The organism is Staphylococcus pseudintermedius, assembly GCF_001792775.2.
Lineage (GTDB): Bacteria > Bacillota > Bacilli > Staphylococcales > Staphylococcaceae > Staphylococcus > Staphylococcus pseudintermedius.
This window is the reverse complement of record NZ_MLGE02000007.1, coordinates 13,452-32,456: the sequence shown is the minus strand read 5'-3', so window position 1 is coordinate 32,456 and position 19,005 is coordinate 13,452. Positions and strand designations below refer to the sequence as shown.

Annotated in this window: 21 protein-coding genes; 15 read left to right on the top strand and 6 right to left on the bottom strand. The window is 38.0% G+C overall.

From position 1 onward, the window contains the following. Positions 1-88: 88 nt before the first annotated feature. A complete protein-coding gene (locus BJK46_RS06885) occupies positions 89-598 on the top strand; it encodes an SRPBCC family protein (RefSeq protein WP_020219778.1) in 510 nt (169 codons plus the stop codon). A 115-nt stretch (positions 599-713) separates the two neighbouring features. Here the strand turns inward: BJK46_RS06885 and BJK46_RS06880 are convergent, their stop codons facing one another. Next, positions 714-1,241, bottom strand: coding sequence for a hypothetical protein (locus tag BJK46_RS06880; RefSeq protein ID WP_015729557.1), 528 nt, complete (start codon positions 1,239-1,241; stop codon positions 714-716). Between the two features lie 189 nt (positions 1,242-1,430). Here BJK46_RS06880 and BJK46_RS06875 point away from each other — a divergent pair, with 189 nt between their 5' ends. The 5 genes from BJK46_RS06875 to BJK46_RS06855 all read left to right on the top strand — a co-directional run bounded on the left by BJK46_RS06875 (position 1,431) and on the right by BJK46_RS06855 (position 4,596). After that, a complete protein-coding gene (locus BJK46_RS06875; RefSeq protein ID WP_015729556.1) occupies positions 1,431-2,351 on the top strand; it encodes a bile acid:sodium symporter family protein in 921 nt (306 codons plus the stop codon). Between the two features lie 178 nt (positions 2,352-2,529). Then, positions 2,530-2,808: a hypothetical protein gene (locus BJK46_RS06870; protein WP_014613139.1), complete on the top strand. Its 279-nt coding sequence runs from the start codon at positions 2,530-2,532 to the stop codon at positions 2,806-2,808. Between the two features lie 79 nt (positions 2,809-2,887). Next, positions 2,888-3,718, top strand: coding sequence for a VOC family protein (locus BJK46_RS06865; protein ID WP_015729555.1), 831 nt, complete (start codon positions 2,888-2,890; stop codon positions 3,716-3,718). Positions 3,719-3,763: 45 nt separating this feature from the next. After that, positions 3,764-4,408: an HAD family hydrolase gene (locus BJK46_RS06860; RefSeq protein WP_014613141.1), complete on the top strand. Its 645-nt coding sequence runs from the start codon at positions 3,764-3,766 to the stop codon at positions 4,406-4,408. Then, entirely contained in the window at positions 4,405-4,596 is a 192-nt protein-coding gene (locus tag BJK46_RS06855; protein WP_014613142.1) for a hypothetical protein, read from the top strand. Before BJK46_RS06860 ends, BJK46_RS06855 begins: the two co-directional genes overlap by 4 nt. Positions 4,597-4,810: 214 nt before the next feature. Here the strand turns inward: BJK46_RS06855 and BJK46_RS06850 are convergent, their stop codons facing one another. The 3 genes from BJK46_RS06850 to BJK46_RS06840 form a co-directional block, all read right to left on the bottom strand. Beyond that, positions 4,811-4,993 (bottom strand): hypothetical protein, encoded by a 183-nt coding sequence (locus BJK46_RS06850; RefSeq protein ID WP_014613143.1) that lies wholly within the window; start codon positions 4,991-4,993, stop codon positions 4,811-4,813. A 6-nt stretch (positions 4,994-4,999) separates the two neighbouring features. Further along, on the bottom strand, positions 5,000-5,335 hold the full coding sequence (locus BJK46_RS06845; protein ID WP_015729553.1) for a hypothetical protein: 336 nt from the start codon (positions 5,333-5,335) through the stop codon (positions 5,000-5,002). 87 nt (positions 5,336-5,422) lie between these two features. After that, a complete protein-coding gene (locus BJK46_RS06840; RefSeq protein ID WP_037542374.1) occupies positions 5,423-6,265 on the bottom strand; it encodes a formate/nitrite transporter family protein in 843 nt (280 codons plus the stop codon). 366 nt (positions 6,266-6,631) lie between these two features. Here BJK46_RS06840 and BJK46_RS06835 point away from each other — a divergent pair, with 366 nt between their 5' ends. Beyond that, complete coding sequence (locus tag BJK46_RS06835; protein WP_014613146.1) at positions 6,632-8,020, top strand: amino acid permease; 1,389 nt, start codon at positions 6,632-6,634, stop codon at positions 8,018-8,020. A 195-nt stretch (positions 8,021-8,215) separates the two neighbouring features. Here the strand turns inward: BJK46_RS06835 and BJK46_RS06830 are convergent, their stop codons facing one another. Beyond that, the gene (locus tag BJK46_RS06830) at positions 8,216-8,569 is read right to left on the bottom strand and encodes a hypothetical protein (protein WP_031253762.1); all 354 of its coding nucleotides are present in this window, start codon (positions 8,567-8,569) and stop codon (positions 8,216-8,218) included. Positions 8,570-8,712: 143 nt separating this feature from the next. Here BJK46_RS06830 and BJK46_RS06825 point away from each other — a divergent pair, with 143 nt between their 5' ends. Beyond that, positions 8,713-9,444 (top strand): CPBP family intramembrane glutamic endopeptidase, encoded by a 732-nt coding sequence (locus tag BJK46_RS06825; protein ID WP_014613148.1) that lies wholly within the window; start codon positions 8,713-8,715, stop codon positions 9,442-9,444. A gap of 53 nt (positions 9,445-9,497) precedes the next feature. On the opposite strand, the gene BJK46_RS06820 is transcribed toward BJK46_RS06825, so the two are convergent. Further along, the gene (locus BJK46_RS06820; protein ID WP_014613149.1) at positions 9,498-10,199 is read right to left on the bottom strand and encodes a helix-turn-helix transcriptional regulator; all 702 of its coding nucleotides are present in this window, start codon (positions 10,197-10,199) and stop codon (positions 9,498-9,500) included. Between the two features lie 452 nt (positions 10,200-10,651). On the opposite strand from BJK46_RS06820, the gene BJK46_RS06815 reads away from it, so the two are divergent. From BJK46_RS06815 to BJK46_RS06785, 7 genes are all read left to right on the top strand, one after another. Continuing rightward, positions 10,652-11,446, top strand: coding sequence for an inositol monophosphatase family protein (locus BJK46_RS06815; RefSeq protein ID WP_065520375.1), 795 nt, complete (start codon positions 10,652-10,654; stop codon positions 11,444-11,446). A gap of 127 nt (positions 11,447-11,573) precedes the next feature. Further along, positions 11,574-12,527 (top strand): LCP family glycopolymer transferase, encoded by a 954-nt coding sequence (locus tag BJK46_RS06810; protein WP_014613151.1) that lies wholly within the window; start codon positions 11,574-11,576, stop codon positions 12,525-12,527. A gap of 229 nt (positions 12,528-12,756) precedes the next feature. Then, a complete protein-coding gene (locus BJK46_RS06805) occupies positions 12,757-13,464 on the top strand; it encodes a DUF969 domain-containing protein (RefSeq protein ID WP_014613152.1) in 708 nt (235 codons plus the stop codon). After that, complete coding sequence (locus BJK46_RS06800; protein ID WP_037542383.1) at positions 13,445-14,371, top strand: DUF979 domain-containing protein; 927 nt, start codon at positions 13,445-13,447, stop codon at positions 14,369-14,371. The genes BJK46_RS06805 and BJK46_RS06800 overlap by 20 nt, the downstream gene beginning before the upstream one ends. Before the next feature lie 24 nt (positions 14,372-14,395). After that, positions 14,396-15,037 carry a pyroglutamyl-peptidase I gene (pcp, locus tag BJK46_RS06795; protein WP_014613153.1) on the top strand — a complete coding sequence of 214 codons (642 nt, stop codon included), beginning with the start codon at positions 14,396-14,398 and terminating at the stop codon, positions 15,035-15,037. A gap of 196 nt (positions 15,038-15,233) precedes the next feature. Beyond that, a complete protein-coding gene (gene fdhF, locus BJK46_RS06790) occupies positions 15,234-18,170 on the top strand; it encodes a formate dehydrogenase subunit alpha (protein WP_014613154.1) in 2,937 nt (978 codons plus the stop codon). Then, positions 18,170-18,637, top strand: coding sequence for a helical membrane plugin domain-containing protein (locus BJK46_RS06785; protein WP_014613155.1), 468 nt, complete (start codon positions 18,170-18,172; stop codon positions 18,635-18,637). Before fdhF ends, BJK46_RS06785 begins: the two co-directional genes overlap by 1 nt. Positions 18,638-19,005 lie beyond the last annotated feature (368 nt).

Below are 19,005 nucleotides of genomic sequence, written 5' to 3'. Positions count from 1 at the left end.
TCACAGTCATAAAAACACACCTTCATTTAGTTCTTGATAGATTTAAGTTACAATAGAGGTCATCCGAAATGAATAAAAAGTAAGGAGAATGGAAGTGAAGCATATGCAAAATGAATGGGTAGAAATAGAGCTTGTCCGTTTGATGAAAACGACACCTTTGAATGCGTATCATGCGTGGCTAGACCCTAATCAATTAATACATTGGTTTATGACTTCACGCCGAACAAACCAAGTTATCGAAAATGATCCTGTTGAAGGAGGTCATTACCAAATTGTCGATTTACGTAAAGGGAAACGTATTGAAGTCATCGGCACGTATAAAACGTTAAAAGAAGGCGAGCAAATTGTGAAAACGATTCAGATGCCGGAATTGAGTGAACATGTTGATGAGATTGAAGTCTATTTTGAAGAACGATCACCGGGGATGACTGAGATGACGTTTCATTATAGAGGTATGTTGCCTAAAGAACGCCGATTGACCAACCTTGAATATAAGCAACAAAAGAAAGCTTATCACGACCATACAGCACATGGTTTTGAATTGATGTTTGATGTGTTGCAACGTGAATTAGAAGCAGAATTTGAATTGAATGAATAAGAATAGATGAAGAATAAACGGTACAGGCAAGTGCGCTGTGCCGTTTTTTTAATGCATTGAATCAAGCAGTGGATGACATCGACGTCATGCTACTGAAAGAGAGATGATGCATAGCCTATGAAATACGCATTTTATGGAAACAGCGTGCAGCTGTGTTCGCATGATAAATATCAATATTGCGCGTTGCTAAAGTGCCAACTAACGCACTCATCACTTCTGCAGTTGTCGTCACCTTCAAAATGTCTTTTGCAAAACTGTAAATGATACGTTCACTTTGGAAACCATTTAAAATATCAATCACTTTATCTTTAATAAACGGGTCGTCTAGACCGTCAATCATCATTTCAAAGCGATGTTCCTCGTGGGGGCGTTGGTGTAATGGTTTTATAGCATCAAGTAATTGGAAAGGCACAATTTGGTAAATGCGATAATGATGGAAGCTCAAAAAACTAATCAAATAGGGCAAAGCTTGTTTCGGTAAATGAATTTTGAGTAGGTAATTTTGCTGATGTTTCAACCATTCTATTTGAATTGTGGCATGGAGGTTCATCCCATTTAATAACTTTAATAGTTTTCGTCTGGCAAAGCGACTTGTCATTTGATCTATATTTAAAATAAATGTCTCTATTTTATCGATTATCATTCTAATTCCCCATTTTAAATATTGTTGCATTCATTGTATCACGAGTCATTTGTATTTTCAGTAAGACTATAGATGTAAAGTGACCATGATATTTATGTATTTAAACTAAATATTTTTGTAAAAAGAATTGTACACCGCATTTATTTGTGATAATATTCTGCTTATTAATTGCATTGGGGAGTGAATGCCATGTTACAACGATTAGGTCGATTTGCATCTAAAACATTTTTATTATGGATGTTATTGGCGAGTATTACCGGGTTTTTAATTCCGGATATTTTTAAAGGATTCGGAACGTTTGTACCGTATTTATTAGGTATTGTTATGTTAGGGATGGGTTTAACTGTTACAGTTGATGACTTTAAATTAATATTGAAGGAACCGAAAGCTGTCTTAATTGGGATCGTTTTACAATATACGATTATGCCGCTTTCTGCATATGCGGTTGTGAAGTTATTTCAATTACCAGCTGATATTGCGATTGGTGTACTGTTAGTAGGATGTTGTCCAGGAGGTACGTCGAGCAATGTTATTAGTTATTTGGCAAAAGGGAATGTGCCATTATCTGTAACGATTACAACAATTTCAACCATACTTGCGTCGTTCATGACACCATTTTTAATGTTTGTATTAGCACAAGAATGGATGGACGTTTCGTTTATCGCGATGTTTATTTCAGTCGTTAAAGTCGTCCTCGTACCTTTAGTGTTAGGTATTTTAATTCAAAGATTTCTTAAACCTGTGGCACATGTGGGGGAAGACATCTTGCCAATTATTTCAGTTATTGCGATTTCAGTGATTTTAGGTGCGGTTGTAGCGGGCAGTGGTGAGCTCATTATTCAAACAGGATTGCTCATCTTTTTAGTCGTAGTGATACATAATGCGATCGGTTATTTGTTAGGTTTTTGGTTTTCGCATTTGTTTAAATTAAATTATACAGACCAAAAAACAGTTTCGATTGAAGTCGGCATGCAAAACTCTGGCTTAGCTGCATCATTAGCGACAGTCCATTTTAATCCTTTAGCTGCAGTACCAGGTGCAATATTTAGTGTGGTTCATTTAGTGACAGGACCGATATTAGCGAAATACTGGGCAGCAAAATCAAAATAATTTTTTAGAAAGAATAGGCGTATCATGTCGTTAAAGGCGATAGGATAGGGGCTATTCTTTTTCTTTTCATGATTCGCTATTGTAGGATTGCTAGCGGTTTTACTTTTTTATTAGGTTGTGCGAAAATAATGTTTAAATATATAAAATAATGAAGCCTTAAAAAGGGTGTGATGTAAAAATGATGATGAAAGTGCTACAAAATTACTTTATCACGGTCTCCATATTGTTTATGATGCTCGTGCTGTCAGTCGGCTTTTTGATGAATTTTCAGAATGGCTTGACGTTATTACTTTCATTGACTGCGATATTGACTATGATCAACTTTACCATTGAAACTTGGCTCTTACGCACAACATTATCAGAACGAAAAGTACGCTTTATTCAAACGCTTGTTTTTCCATTATCTATCATCATTATTGGTGTTGTCTGTTTCATACTCCTGCCAACTGTATCCTAATCATATCTATTGCAATCTCTAGATATAAAAAATATACTTTATTTAAATCATACTTGAATAACACTTGGAGGGGTGTATCGTGAACATTACTGGACATCATCATATCTCAATGTACACTAAAGATTTGGATCAAAACAAAGCATTTTATACGGAAACATTAGGCTTACACTTAACGAAAGAAACGGTCAACCAAGATGATCATGGCATGGTACACATTTTTTACGGTGACCAACAAAATTCACCAGGCACATTACTGACATTTTTTGAAATTCCAAATGCGGGTGCAATGCGTAAAGGAACAAACATGATTGCGAGAATTGGGCTACTCGTACCAAATGAAGCAGCACTCGATTTCTTTGAAGCACGCTTACAAGAAAAAGCGACGAACATTTCAAGAGGCACTTACATGGAACAACCGGCACTGTATTTTGACGATCCAGATACATTGTCATATGTCATGATGGTGAATGGCGATGCAGTAATTCCAAATGGATGGCAAAATCCAGTCGATAATGACATTCCTGCAGAGTATCAAATTTTAGGACTAGGACCGATTGAAATCCACGTTGCAGATGCACAGAAAACGTTAGACTATTTACGCGACACACTAGATTTTAAAGATAAAGCGCAATTTGGTGAGCAGTCAGTCGTTGCGATTGATGATCAAGGGTATTATTCAGACCTCGTAATCATCGAAAAAGACGGTCCTAATGTTCGACCAGGGCGCGGTTATGTTCACCATCACGCACTTGCAACAGAAAATGATGACACATTAAATCAACTCGTTTCACTACATGATCATTTAGCGGGCAAACATTCAGGTGTTATTGATCGTATTTGGTTTAAATCACTGTACTATCGTCAAAATAAAATTATGTATGAATTTGCAACGTTAGCACCTGGATTTTAACAATGAATGAAGAAACCGGAACCAAGAATTTAGGAGGAAGCAAGCATGTATCGCGCAGTCATTTTTGATTTTGATGGTACGATTATCGATACCGAACAACATTTATATGAAACAGTGAATCGTTATTTGAATGAGGCAGGTCATGCCAATATGAGCGCAGACTTTTATCGTTCGAATATTGGCGGACGAGCGCTAGGGATTCACCAACATTTACTTACTCATTTAGGAGAAATGTTAACAGATCAAGTCTATCAAGAACATTATGAGACAGCTGGACAACTGCCTTTAAGACCTGGTGTGTTAGAACTGATGCAACAACTGCATCAACGTCACATTCCGATGGGGATTGCTTCAAGTAGTACAAGACATCACATTGAGTCATTAGTTCAGAAGTTAGGTATCGAAAAGTATATTTCAGTGATTAAAGGTCGAGAAGATGTTGAAACAGTAAAACCTGCCCCTGATTTATATTTAGCTGCGGTACAAGCACTGAATTATAGTCCGACGCATTGTTTAGCAATTGAGGATTCAGTGAATGGTGCGACAGGTGCGATTTGTGCAGGACTTGATGTTATCGTGAACTCAAATCAATTCACGGCTCAGAGCGATTTTTCAGAATTGGACTTGCTTGCTAAAGATGTCGATTTGAGCCAAGTCGTCGCACAATATTTTGATGGAGTACAACGATGAGTTTAGAAATGATTTTATTTTTCATTGTGGCACCTTTGATTATTTTAGTCGGCAATTTAGTATTAGCGCCACGTTTTCAAAAGCATATTCCGATGCGCGTTCATCTGTTATCCGCTGCAACAGGACTCATCGTATACGCAGTGCTTGCTTCAATCATTTATTATTTTTTCTTACAAGGTAAAATTTAACGTTAAACGTAGGTGTCATACTCATTTGAGTGGGTGGTATCTGCGTTTTTCTTTTGGACTATGGCATGTGGCATTTGTTGCAAAAGAGATGGTGATAATGTGGAGCAGCGTAGTAACTAGGGATGTTTTTATCTCTCTGGAGTAACAAAGAGAAAGTTCATGACACCACAAGTTAAGTTCAACAATGATTCTGTTGTGATGTCATGAGGGTGGTTTAGGTTAATAGTAAGATGGCAGCAATAATTAACACTAATAGCATGGCGTCTACACCGACCATTAATTTATAACGTGTGTTTTCAGTGCCTTCTTTTGAAGTTTTATATAACATATAGGCGTTAGGAAGAAAACTAATTAAAAGAATTACGATGACAATGATACCAATCGTTTGTGTTGACATATTTCATCACTCCTTGAAAAAACGTTGTCGTATTGCACCGACGATTAAGCCAACTGCAACCCCGAGTGCAAGGCCTACTATAGCATGCTCTAACCATTGCCCCACTAGTATACCTAAGATGATGCCAATAAGTAGGGGAGGTCCATAAATGCGTCTTCGTGTGTCGTGGCTTAAAATCGTGAAGACAACGAAGTATAATACCGCAAAGACAATGGCAACGAGTACTGAACGTAACAATAACTCGGTTGTCGTATATGTGGATTGTGTTTGATTTAGGAAGAAAAAGAGTAGACCTAAAATAATTGAGATGAGGACACCTCTAATGATACGTGTGCGATCCATAATATGCTCCTTAGTCTTTGAATTGTCCTTATTATAACATAGACCGCAATCAATGATGACGTGTACTTATCTATCACAAACGATGCATTAGTTCTTTTTGTTTTCCTTTTTGATCGCTTTGAATTGACCGTGATCATTCAGATAAGCATAAAATAGCCCGATGATTAGTCCACCGCCGATATAGTTTCCAAGCAAAGCCCCGATAATGTTTTTAGCCATATGCAGCATATTGAAAGCGTCTGTTTGATAAATGGCACTGGCAATAAACAAACAAGCATTATAAACAACGTGTTCATAGCCCATAAACGCGAAAATCGTTACACCGAACATCATGACAAACATTTTGGCCAACACATCATCAATTTGCATGGCAATGACTAATGCAATGTTAATAAAGAAGTTCGCGAAAATAGCACGGACTAAAATGTTTTGAAAACTATAATCATGAATTTTGACTTGTACGGTATGGTCAAGCATTTGTAGCATATCCGGTGTCATGACATTGGAAAACCGGAGTAAACTAAACAAAATGACAGCACCAATCATATTCCCAACAAAACATAGTGTGAATATTTTAATTACACGTGTTGGACGAATCAAATGATAATACAAACCCACCGTAAAATACATGAAATTACTCGTTAGAAGTTCAGAGTTTGTGAACAGAATTAACACGAGGGCAAAACTAAAAGTAAATGCACCCGCCATATTCACGAGACCGGGCGCTACGTCAGGCGCAAATGTTGTTTTAACTGTTAATACAAAAACGGTTATGATGCTAATAATAAATCCTGCCATCATTGCTCTTAATAAATAACGCCTTAGATAAAAGCTCTGAAGTACATCTTTCTTTTGAATCGTCTCAATAATATTTGAAACCCACTGGCGACCATAAAAAATTGTATCCCATTTGATATTAGTATCTTTCATAAATTAGATTCCTTTCTTAAATAATAAACCTAGTATAAGCAATTCGTAAGCCAATGTGAATATATTCACAATAGTTTAATGTGACAATATTTCGACGGTCGATGGTGTAAACGTCAACATATCTAAATGCGATTTTTAGTAGGATAAGATTACTGTGTATAGGATGGTCGATATATCAATGGTTAAAGGTGTAACGGATATACAGGTAGCAGGGCTGTTTGGAGATGAAAATAGGAATGTAAATGAATGGGTTAACATTTTTAATTTTTTCTTCAAATTCTGATAGTTTATAGTATAATAGCGACATGCACGGTTCAACATCAATTTTATATGAGTAGGGGTTACAAAAGGAGATGGAACGTTGTCATGGAAGATAATCAATTACACAGAGGATTAAGTTCTCGACAGATTCAAATGATCGCACTCGGTGGTACTATCGGTGTCGGATTATTCATGGGGGCATCAAGTACAATTGCGTGGACAGGTCCCTCTGTTATTTTTGCATATTTAGTTGCGGGTTTATTTTTATTTTTAATCATGCGTGCAATGGGAGAGATGGTCTATCTTGATCCATCAACTGGTTCGTTTGCAAACTTTGCTACAGATTATATCCACCCTGTTGCAGGTTACGTGACTGCATGGGCCAACATCTTTCAATGGATTGTTGTAGGGATGTCGGAAGTCATTGCAGTCGGCGCATATATGAAGTTTTGGTTTCCAGAATTACCAACATGGATTCCAGGACTGATTGTCATTGTTCTGTTAACAGCTGCCAATGCGGTGTCTGTAAAAGCGTTTGGTGAATTTGAATTTTGGTTTGCGATGATTAAAATCGTGACAATTATTTTGATGATTATTGCTGGTTTCGGTTTGATCTTCTTCGGTATAGGGAACGGAGGCAATCCAATCGGTCTTAGCAATCTTACAGCACATGGCGGTTTTATGCCGAATGGTTGGCTAGGATTTTTCTTTGCTTTATCTATTGTTATCGGTTCATATCAAGGGGTTGAGTTGATCGGTATTACAGCAGGTGAAACAAAGGATCCTCAAAAAAATATTAAAAAAGCAGTCAACGGCGTCATTTGGCGTATTTTAATCTTTTATATCGGTGCCATCTTTGTTATTGTAACGATTTATCCTTGGAATGAATTGCATGACATTGGTAGCCCATTTGTTGCAACATTCGCAAAAATCGGAATTACGATAGCGGCAGGTTTAATTAACTTCGTTGTGATTACGGCAGCGATGTCAGGCTGTAACTCGGGTATTTTCAGCTCAAGTCGTATGATTTTTACTTTAGCACAACATCGTCAATTACCAGCGATATTTACAAAAGTCATGAGAAACGGTGTACCATTTTATACAGTTTTAGCTGTATCTATTGGTATTTTAATCGGTGTCATTTTAAATGTTGTATTACCACAGTTTATCGATGGTTCTGAAAATATTTTCGTTTATGTTTATAGTGCATCTATTTTACCTGGAATGATTCCATGGTTTATGATTTTATTTAGCCATATTCAATTTAGAAAGAAATTTCCAGAAAAATTAGAAAACCATCCTTTCAAAATGCCACTTGCACCAGTGACAAATTATCTGTCAATCGCATTTTTATTAATGGTGTTAGTTGCAATGTTAATTAATAACGAAACACGTGTATCTGTGATTATCGGTTTCTTATTCTTAGGTTTTATGGCCGTATTTTTCTTCTTACGCGGTTATCATAAACGCGATAAAGAAGACTTTAAATTATAAAAGTAACAAGCATCGTATTGTATTTTGGGAAAGAGATACATAGCGATATTATAATGATCGGGCTTATATTCGCATAGTTGAGATGAATCCGTGCTTCAATATGCGTGTCGATTTTTAATTGTAAAGCGTGTTTAAAGTGGGATGGCACATGTCATTCCGCTTTTTAAATTTGCTGAAAATCGCACAAACTGTGTTTTAAAATGTGCCCGTACACATTTGAAAATAAGCGCGTGTTCGTGTAATTTGTTGGATATAACTTTGATTCAATTTACGTTGACTGCCAAAATTGATAGAGACTAATGGATTGTGATACAAGTTGTAAAGACAACAATAGTAAAGGTCGTAGGGATAGGGACTGTATGCATGTGTATGAACAGGTTGAGGTGACTGTAGATAATGCGATTGGACTTTCGCTTTCAAATTGGTCAATATGTCTTGTGCGTATTCGGGATCTCGTGCGTAGGTTAAATCGTAAGTTGTGGTTAAGTCTAACAGTTCATTCAAAACCTCGAGTGCTTGTATCAAATTGGGCATTTCATAACCGTTCATCAGTAGCGTCCTTTCATGAAATAATATATAGTATAACAAGAATCATTCACGTGCGTAAGTGTTATATCAAACTGTAAAAAAGTCACAGGTCTGTGATATATATACAACCGTTCGTGCATTTTTAAAGGAAAGAGAGTATTCAAATGTCAAAATATAAATGGAAAGATATTGCTTGGCGGGACTTATTATTAGTTCCTATTGTTATCGTTGCAACGTTCGTTTTCGGAATACTTGCCGCTATCATTAGCTTTGTGTTTTTCAATGTGAGTGAAGCGGCGTTATTGTCTGACTCAAATGCACTCGTCGCACAAGTCATTGCTACAGTCGTTGCTTACTTGATTGTCATCCTCAGTTTTTACTTGTTACATTATAAAACGATGGGGCAACGCTTTATGAAGGGGCTTCAAGGGATACGCCAATACATATTTTGGATTGTAGGGGCATACCTCGTTGCACAAGCCGCTTCAACCCTCTATGGTTATCTACAACAGTTTTTGCCCGAACGATTTCAATATGATACGACGCAAAACGAGATGCTGATTGACCAACTTTTCGCTATTCCGTGGTTTACGCCAATCAATTTCATGATGATTGTGATATTAGCACCAGTCGTTGAAGAAATTTTCTTCCGTCATATTTTAATTGGGGAATTAGGTAAGAAATTGAACTTTAAAGTCATGGCCGTTATTTCAGCCTTGTTGTTTGCGGGGGTACACGTGCTTCAAGCGACCTCCCCATTTGAAATGATCGATTACTTAATTTTAGCCGTACCACTTGTGTTCTTATATATCAAAAGTGGCCGTAATTTAGGTGTGTCGATCGCTTTTCATATGTTAAATAATTTTATTTCGTTCGTGGTCACAATCATACAATAGTGACATCCCACATAGAAAAAACCAATGTTACGCTTTTAGGCATGACATTGGTTTTATTGATGTTTTGAATCTTTTAAATAGGTTTCGTAGTTTTCAAGTGTAATATCGTTCGTTTGTATTGATTTTTGGAAAGAATACGAAATGTCTTCAATCGTAGAGATATCAACATATTGTGTATAATCGCCGCCAATATGATAAACAATCGCTTGCCAACCGTCGTGACGTGCAATCAAGCCAATAAAAATGACATTTTCAAAGCGTTGTTCACCATTTGCATCGCTTTTATAGTCAATGCCCATCACTTTGCGCTCTTGGCAATATATTAAAATGTCACTGAATTGAACGGGCAAGCGTGGTTGCTGACGTGTTTCGTATAAAACGTATTGATCCAGTTGACGTAATGTACGTCGAATATGTGTGTAAGGTTGTTTTAATATTTTTTGAATGAGATGATTCGTTGCTGCTTCATAAGGTAATGTCGACTGTGCTTGGCTTTCTTTTAATATTAAATAGAGCGCTTGTAATTCTGTTTGCGTCAAGTTCAATTGATAGTAATGTTGATTCGCTTGAAGTTGGTAGCCACCATACATCCCCGCATGTGCGACTATTTGAACGCCTTTACCTTCTAATTCTTGCATGTCACGTAAAATAGTCCGTTTAGAAACGTTGAGAGCTTGCGCTAATTCAAGGGCAGTCATCGGTTTGTCTTGTTGAATCAAGGCCAACAGCTTCTTTTGCCGTGTTTCTTTATTCATACGAACCCCTCCCAAACATGTTTAACAATATTATAGCATATCGATTAAATAATTATAGTGAAAGACTTTTTCCATCTCAATTGCACAACAAAGTGAAAAATGTAAACAAAAAGTGCGCAAAAAAATTTAGAAAACGCTTACATTTATGTTAGAAATATGTTATAGTGTAGTTAGCTACTAGGGGGATGGTACAAGAAATGTTCAAATAAAGGGGGAGCTATCACTATTGATAGTATTGTTTGAATGGTATATTGTACTAATTCTAGTTTAACATCTTCAATATTTATTACTTACTTTCCTTTCTATGCCGGTTGGTTCACGCCAACCGGTTTTTTCGCGTATCAATCAGATGTTGTATGCCATGATGATTTCAATACGTATCTTTTGAAGAACCCCCAAAAACTCTTTTTCTTCTGTATAATGGAACTAACATAGATAAAGAGGTGATACATATGTTATCTGAATCAGAGCGTCATAAAATAGATCAACATCTCCAACAATGGATTCAACAGATGACAGAAGAAATCCCTAATCTGATTCATCAAATTCAAACCGACACGAAATCCAGTCGTTACGATCTTGTAACGAATGTTGATCAAACGATCGAATCAAGATTTGAACAATTTTTAAAAACGTATTATCCACACCACCGCTTGTATGGAGAAGAAGCACATCATGAAACGCAGCATTTAAAAGAGGGACATACGTGGTTGATTGATCCGATAGATGGGACAGCAAATTTAGTCAAACAACAAGATGACTTTTGCATGATTATAGGCTATTTTGTTGAAGGGGAGCCACAACTTTCCTATATCTATGATTATCCAAGACAAAAACTGTATCGCGCTGTGAAAGGAAGCGGTGCATTTTTAAATGACAAACCGTTGCTTCCCATTACGTCACAACCGTTGAAAGATCAGATTATTTCATTTAACAATCGTGTATTGAATGATGAAACGATCCATGACTTATTAGATGTATCATTTGGCTATCGTTTAATCGGTGCTTGTGGCCTTGATTCAGCACGTGTAATTACAGGGCAGTTCGGTGCACATATTCATACGAATGCGAAACCTTGGGACATCGCCGCTCAATTTTTATTTGCACAAGAACTTGGTTTAAAGATGACAGACTTCCACCAACAGCCCATCGATTTTGTTCGTGGTGGTCCATTTATTATTAGTAATCCAGGGTGTTACGAAACAATTTTAGACATATTGTTATCTAATGGTGGATATCAAAAGTAGACTTGCGTCTAAAGACCGATTTCGTTCGATAAACTTTACTGTAAAATAACACTTAATATGTGACGGGATCATATTTTCATGTATCTCCATAAAGCTTGACCAATACATTCGGAAAGAAGTGACTTTGTTGGAGTATAAAAGAACGCAAAAACGTAAAAACCCAGTATTAAGATTTTTATTATGGTTTGTAGGTATTTTATTCATTTTAGCCGTTATTGCTGTAGCTTATCTGGCATTTAAAATTTTTGCAGTAGGGGGGGCCATTCATAATCCTTTAGATAGAAATCATTCAGAATTGAGATCAGGTAAGGTGGATTTGAGTAAGGGAGAACCTTTTTCTATTGCATTATTTGGTATAGATTCAGATGCGCAACGTGAAAGTGCGGGAGGCGGCGAACGAAGCGATACCATTATGATTTTATCAGTGAATCCAGAAAAGAAAACGACAGAAATGATCAGTATTCCTCGTGATACACAAGCGGAAATCGTTGGACGTGATACAACAGAAAAAATCAACCACGCCTATGCCTATGGTGGACCAGATATGGCAGTGAAATCTATTGAAAAATTAATGGGTGTGCCAATCGATCATTATGCAACAGTTAATATGGATGGTTTGAAAGATACAATCGATACGGTCGGCGGCATCGATGTGACAAGTAATGCGACATTTAATGCAGGGGGGCATCAATTCACTAAAGGTCAACGTACGCATCTTGATGGTGATACCGCCATGTCATTTATTCGAAGCCGTAAAGAAGAAGGGGCAGGTGGAGATTTCGGTAGACAAGAAAGACAACAACTGGTGCTTCAAGGTTTAGCTGACAAGTTAACAGGTATTTCTTCGCTTACGAATTTTAATGCCTTGATGAATCAATTGAGTGACAACGTAAAGACAGATTTAACGATTGGTGAACTGAACCAAATTCGTAGTAACTACAGTGATGCTAATGATCATGTTAAGCGTCATCAATTAGACGGTTCTGGTGGTATTCAAAGCGATGGTCTTTATTACTTCATTCCCGACGAAACACAAAAGCAATCACTAGTACAGCAGTATAAGCAAAATTTAAACTTATAAATGTACTGTTGATTTGAAAGCAGCCTTTGAACCATCACCCATACAATTGAATCGCGGAGTGGAGTTCAATAGGTTCAATTATTAATATGCCTTGCAATGTATAACGTTAACTGCGTACACATTGTAGGGCATTTTTAATTCTTTAGGGAGATAGCTTTCCGATGCTTATTTGAAACAATATTCAGATAACGATAAAATAAAGTGACTATCTACATAAAGGAGGAATTTGATGGAATGGCTTAAACTGATAGGCATCCTCATCATCGTTTTAGGTTTTTATTTTAAATGGGACACGATTGGTACAGTACTTATTGCAGCAATTGTGACTGGCCTTGTTTCTCATATGGATGTGATGACTATTCTAGAAACACTTGGTAAAGCATTTGTGGATAATCGGATGGTGTCATTATTTATTTTAACGTTGCCTATGGTCGGGATGATTGAAAGGTTTGGTTTAAAAACACAAGCGACACGGTTAATCAATCGTATCCAAGGCATCACTTCGGGGCGGATCATGTCCGTTTACTTATTCATTCGTGAAGTTGCAGGCCTTGCTTCAATTCGAATTGGTGGACATCCACAATTTGTACGTCCGCTCATGAATCCAATGGTCCAAGCAGCGGCGAAAGCGAAATATAAACAAAAAATAGAGCCTGTAGACGAAGAAAAACTGAAAGCCCATATTGCTGCAATGGAAAATTATGGCAACTTTTTCGGGCAAAATTTATTTGTCGGCGCATCAGGTGTACTGTTGATTGTTGCAACGTTTCATTCATTACATATGGAAGTAAAGGCCGTCGAGATTGCGTTATATTCTGCCCCTATCGCGATTGTTGTGCTGATTGTTGGTGTGATTCAAAATGTCTTGTTTGATCGAAAAATGAACCGTAAGTATGGTGAGAAAGGGGGGACACAAGATGAGTCCTCAAATGATTAGTCAAATTCTAGAAATCTTCTATGTGCTTATCGGTTTACAGTTTGTTTATACAGCTTATCGTGTGTATCGTGAACCGAGCAATATGAAAAGAATCGGAACAGCAATGTTTTGGTGTATTTTAGGTTTATTATTTATGGTAGGACCTTATTTTCCGAATTGGCTCAATGGTCTGCTCGTATTGTTAATGGGTTTTTTAACGATAACGAAAAATGTAACAATCGGGAAAGTGGTTGGGGTCGAGCATCAAGAAGAAGAACAAGGGGCGACTCGCTTTGGAAATTTATTATTTATCCCAGCTGTCGTGTTAGCGATTGTTGCTGTCATTGTGTCGACTTGGACGCCATTAGGTGGTGCAATAGGGATAAGTATTTCTTCTATTGTCGGACTGATTGTTGCGTACTTGATTATCCGTCCGAAAGCGAAAGTCGGCTTATATGATAGTGATCGTTTAGTGCAACAAATTGGGACAGTCGGCATTCTTCCACAATTTTTAGCAGCACTTGGTATTTTGTTTACAGTGAGTGGGGTAGGGACGACGATTTCAAAAGGGATATCGAGCTTTTTACCTCAAGATAATGCCTTACTCGGTGTGATCGCGTACATTTTAGGCATGGTGCTCTTTACGATGTTAATGGGGAATGCATTTGCAGCGTTTACAGTCATCACCGCGAGCATTGGCTTACCGTTTGTGATTCAAAACGGGGGTGACCCAACGATTGTCGGTGCATTGGCGATGACGGGCGGTTTTTGTGGAACCTTACTTACTCCTATGGCTGCAAACTTCAATACGTTACCTGTTGCATTATTAGAAATGAAAGACGAATTAGCTGTGATTAAAGCACAAGCTCCAATGGCTATAATGCTCATCGTCGTGCATATCATTTTGATGTATATACTGGCTTTTTAAATGAATAAAGGAGGCTTTAAGTCAATGAAAGTTTTAGTCACTGCATTTGATCCATTCGCTGGTGAAAAGGTGAATCCAGCATTGCAAGCGGTACAACGGTTACCTGATACCATTGAAGGACACGTTATTGATAAGTTAGAAATTCCGACCGTGTTTTACCAAAGTATTGAAGTCGTTCGAGAAAAGCTTGCGGAAACAGAGTATGACATTGTGCTTGCTATAGGACAGGCGGGTGGACGCTATGAAATCACACCAGAACGCGTCGCCATTAACGTTGATGATGCACGTATTCCGGATAATGATGGACAACAACCGATTGATCAGCGCATTCAACAAGATGGGCCGCCAGCGTATTTCACCCCATTACCTGTAAAACGTATGGTAGAAGCGATGCAAGCTGAAGGTGTGCCTGCAAGTCTATCGAATAGTGCCGGTACATTTGTGTGTAATCATATTATGTACCAACTTGCCTATGAAGCAGAACGATATTATCCAAAGTTGAAAACAGGATTTATACACGTGCCATTTGCGCCTGCACAAGTGATTGATAAGCCGGGAAAACCATCGATGTCGATAGAGATGATGGTAAAAGGATTAACAGCTGCGATTCGCGTGTGTCTCAACTATGATACAGATGTTGCAACAGTTCACGGCACGACGCATTAAAGTTTGAAATATATTGCACATGTCTGCACTTTAGAAGCGTTTAGAAATTATTTTAGTATTTTTAAAATGAGTTTGCGATATATAACTTTTGGAAATGTGTTAACTTTTGGTTACTAAAGGTATAAAATGGAAATAACTAAGTATGTGGGGGCATCTTAGGCATATAAAATAAACAATCATTTCAGGGGGGATATTGATGCAAGAACATCTTATTGTAACTTTAGATGGTAAAGATTATCTTGTAGAACCGGGCAAAAATCTGCTTGAATTCATAAAAGAGCAACAAACGTTTGTACCCTCAATTTGTTATAACGAATCACTAGGACCAATTCAAACATGTGATACGTGTGCCGTTGAAATTGACGGCAAAATCGAACGTGCATGTGGGACGACGGTACAACGCTCAATGGTTGTGAACACGACAACACAACCGGTACAAGATAGCCAAAAGGAAGCATTAGATCGCATTTTAGAAAAACACCAACTTTATTGTACAGTTTGTGATTACAATAACGGTAACTGTGAGATTCATAATACGATGGACCAATGGGGATTGGAACATCAAACGTATGAATATAAACCGAAACCTTATGAAGTGGATTTTGGTCCATTTTATCGTTATGATCCGAATCAATGTATTTTATGTGGACGTTGTGTCGAAGTGTGTCAAGACGTTCAAGTGAATGAAACGTTGTCCATTGACTGGGATCGTGAACATCCACGTGTCATTTGGGATAACGATGTCTCAATTAATGACTCTTCATGTGTCGGCTGTGGTCAATGTGCAACAGTGTGTCCATGTAATGCAATGATGGAGAACAACATGGTCGGTAATGCAGGCTACATGACAGATATTGAGCCAGGTTCACTGGCTTCGATGATTGATTTAACGAAGAAAGCAGAAACAGGCTATGGTCCTTTGTTTGCAGTGTCTGATTCCGAAGCGGCTATGCGTGAAGAACGTATTAAAAAGACGAAAACAGTATGTACATATTGTGGTGTTGGTTGTAGCTTCGAAGTATGGACGAAAGACCGTGAAATCTTAAAAGTACAACCTTCTCATGATTCACCGGCAAACAAAATTTCTTCATGTGTGAAAGGGAAATTCGGTTGGGATTACGTCAATTCAGAAGAGCGTTTAACGAAACCATTAATCCGCCGTGGTGATCAATTTGAAGAAGTCGAATGGGATGAAGCGATTAAACATGTCGCAACACGTATGCAAGAAATTAAAGCGCAATACGGTCCAGATGCATTGTCATTCATTTCATCTTCAAAAGCGACAAATGAAGAATCCTACTTAATGCAAAAACTTGCACGCCAAGTGATCGGTACGAACAATATCGACAACTGTTCAAGATATTGCCAAGCACCAGCGACAAAAGGTTTATTCCGCACGGTCGGTCATGGTGGGGATTCAGGTTCAATTGAAGATATCGGTAAAGCAGAAATGGTTATTACGATCGGTACGAATACAGCAGAAGCACATCCTGTTATCGCATCTCGTATTAAACGTTCACACAAATTATTCGGTACCAAATTGCATGTATTCGACATTCGTAAACATGAAATGGCACAACGCGCAGATGAATTTTACCAACCTTATCCAGGTACGGACTTAGTATGGTTATCTGCTGTGACTAAATACATCATTGATCAAGGATGGCATGCACAGTCATTTATTGATGAATGGGTCGACCATTTTGATGAATACTATCAATCACTCGAACCGTATACAATGGACTTTGCAGAAGAACATACAGGCATTTCAAAAGAGCGCCTCATCCACCTTGCCAAAGAAATTGTGAGTGTTAATTCAGTTTCAATTTGTTGGGCGATGGGTGTGACACAACAAGAAACAGGTTCAGATACAAGTACAGCGATTTCTAACTTGTTATTAGCAACAGGTAACTACATGAAACCAGGCGCAGGTTCTTATCCATTGCGTGGTCATAATAACGTTCAAGGCTGTTCTGACTTTGGTAGTATGCCGGATAAATTCCCTGGTTACCAAGGTGTTGAAGATGATGAAGCGCGTGGCCGTTATGAAGCAAGTTGGGGTGTGAAATTACCAAGTCATCCAGGTTACGACAACCACCAAATGATGGATCATATTCATGCAGGTGACGTACACAGTTTATTCATTTTAGGGGAAGATACCGGCATTGTGGACTCAAACATTAACTATGTTCAAGCTGCACTTGAAAAAGTAGACTTCCTTGTCGTCCAAGATGAATTTTTAACATTTACAGCTGAATATGCAGACGTGATTTTACCTGCAAGCCCGTCATTAGAAAAAGATGGTACATTCACAAACACTGAACGTCGTTTCCAACGTTTATATCAAGTGTTAGAACCGCTTGGTGACTCTAAACCAGACTGGCAAATCACACAAATGATTGCGAAAGAACTTGGTTTTGATTGGGGTTACAAACACCCAGCTGAAATTATGGATGAAGCATCAGACTTAACACCTATGTTTGCTGGCGTGAAATATCATCGTTTAGAAGGTTATAACAGTTTACAATGGCCAGTCGCTGCAGATGGTACCGATTCACCATTATTGTTTACTGAACGTTTTAACTTTGATAATGGTAAGGCGAAATTCTTTGCACTAGATTTCAATAACTTCTATAAAACAAATGAAACATACGACTTACATGTGAATAATGGACGTGTCCTCGAACATTTCCATGAAGGTAACATGACATACAAAGTACCAGGATTAAAATACAAAATGCCGACTGCGTTTGTTGAAGTATCGCCAGAATTGGCAAAAGAACGTGGTATCCATGAAGGGGCAGCAGTTAAATTAATTTCTGAACATGGTGAAGCGACAATGCACGTGCACATTACAGATCGCGTGTCCGGTAAACAAATTTATTTACCGTTGAATGACAACAGTGCAGCAGCGATTAACTATTTAACAAGTAGTGTGACAGACCCAGAAACACATACTCCGGCTTATAAATCTACAAGCTGTCGTATGGAAATCTTGAGTAAACGCGGAAAATCACCGCTTAATCCAACCAACTTTCGTAATCAAACAAGAAATCCACAGTACAGCGTACGTGTTGACAAAAAATGGGCAAGATCGGATTATGTCTTCCCAGGGGATCAGGTGATGAAATAATGGCTGAACGTATTAGAAAAATTAAACGTCTTGAAAAAAGTGAAGCAGCAATCAAAGCAGAAAGTTTATCACAAGTTACGGATGCCATTGCTGAAAATAAAGATAGTATCTTAAAAGCCATTGACCTTATTCGTACATTAGATGAGGCTAAAATATTAGATGCATTAAATGGTGCCGTGAAACAACGTGGTGTCATTACAGAAAAAATTACCGCTGAATTGAATAAAGATCAATATACAGGTGTCATTCATAATATGGGCCAAATGTTGTTCTTATTAGGTGATTTGCAGACTGATGAACTGCGCGTATTGTTGAATAAAGTGAATCGCGGTATTCGTGTAGCAAATCAGGCGAGTCCTCATGCACGTACTTCTGTGACAGGTTTGATGCGTGTGTTGAAGGATGATGAGATGAATCAAAGTTTGACTTACTTTTTGAATTTGTTGAAGGGGATGTCTCGCGATTAGTTTTTGGACATTTCGGAGTGGAGTGGCAATTGATGTCATTCCACTTTTTGTTTTGTGCAGTTTTAGTACATTTCAAGAACATTGGATAGTACGTATCTTTCAGATTGCTGTGAACGATTTTGCATGAATGGTTGTTTGACTGATTGAATGGACGCTATGGTCTCGCGTTCTTAGGGGCCTTGCCTCAACTCAATTCGACTTGATTGAAGTATACATTTGAAGGGTGCCGAATTGGATTTTGGGAGCAGTACAGAAATCTCATGTGCAACAAAGATTTCGTCGTACTGCCCCCGCAAGGCTGACTAGACTTCTCAAAAGCGTATGCATTGAGAAGTCAGACAGCTACTGCGTTAAACGGTAGCCACTTT

Excerpts from the sequence above, each read along its gene's own strand:
- BJK46_RS06885 (WP_020219778.1), top strand. The coding sequence starts at position 89 with ATGGAAGTGAAGCATATGCAAAATGAATGGGTAGAAATAGAGCTTGTC.
- BJK46_RS06880 (WP_015729557.1), bottom strand. The coding sequence starts at position 1,241 with ATGATAATCGATAAAATAGAGACATTTATTTTAAATATAGATCAAATG.
- BJK46_RS06875 (WP_015729556.1), top strand. The coding sequence starts at position 1,431 with ATGTTACAACGATTAGGTCGATTTGCATCTAAAACATTTTTATTATGG.
- BJK46_RS06870 (WP_014613139.1), top strand. The coding sequence starts at position 2,530 with ATGATGATGAAAGTGCTACAAAATTACTTTATCACGGTCTCCATATTG.
- BJK46_RS06860 (WP_014613141.1), top strand. The coding sequence starts at position 3,764 with ATGTATCGCGCAGTCATTTTTGATTTTGATGGTACGATTATCGATACC.
- BJK46_RS06855 (WP_014613142.1), top strand. The coding sequence starts at position 4,405 with ATGAGTTTAGAAATGATTTTATTTTTCATTGTGGCACCTTTGATTATT.
- BJK46_RS06850 (WP_014613143.1), bottom strand. The coding sequence starts at position 4,993 with ATGTCAACACAAACGATTGGTATCATTGTCATCGTAATTCTTTTAATT.
- BJK46_RS06845 (WP_015729553.1), bottom strand. The coding sequence starts at position 5,335 with ATGGATCGCACACGTATCATTAGAGGTGTCCTCATCTCAATTATTTTA.
- BJK46_RS06840 (WP_037542374.1), bottom strand. The coding sequence starts at position 6,265 with ATGAAAGATACTAATATCAAATGGGATACAATTTTTTATGGTCGCCAG.
- BJK46_RS06835 (WP_014613146.1), top strand. The coding sequence starts at position 6,632 with ATGGAAGATAATCAATTACACAGAGGATTAAGTTCTCGACAGATTCAA.
- BJK46_RS06830 (WP_031253762.1), bottom strand. The coding sequence starts at position 8,569 with ATGAACGGTTATGAAATGCCCAATTTGATACAAGCACTCGAGGTTTTG.
- BJK46_RS06825 (WP_014613148.1), top strand. The coding sequence starts at position 8,713 with ATGTCAAAATATAAATGGAAAGATATTGCTTGGCGGGACTTATTATTA.
- BJK46_RS06820 (WP_014613149.1), bottom strand. The coding sequence starts at position 10,199 with ATGAATAAAGAAACACGGCAAAAGAAGCTGTTGGCCTTGATTCAACAA.
- BJK46_RS06815 (WP_065520375.1), top strand. The coding sequence starts at position 10,652 with ATGTTATCTGAATCAGAGCGTCATAAAATAGATCAACATCTCCAACAA.
- BJK46_RS06805 (WP_014613152.1), top strand. The coding sequence starts at position 12,757 with ATGGAATGGCTTAAACTGATAGGCATCCTCATCATCGTTTTAGGTTTT.
- BJK46_RS06800 (WP_037542383.1), top strand. The coding sequence starts at position 13,445 with ATGAGTCCTCAAATGATTAGTCAAATTCTAGAAATCTTCTATGTGCTT.
- pcp (WP_014613153.1), top strand. The coding sequence starts at position 14,396 with ATGAAAGTTTTAGTCACTGCATTTGATCCATTCGCTGGTGAAAAGGTG.
- fdhF (WP_014613154.1), top strand. The coding sequence starts at position 15,234 with ATGCAAGAACATCTTATTGTAACTTTAGATGGTAAAGATTATCTTGTA.
- BJK46_RS06785 (WP_014613155.1), top strand. The coding sequence starts at position 18,170 with ATGGCTGAACGTATTAGAAAAATTAAACGTCTTGAAAAAAGTGAAGCA.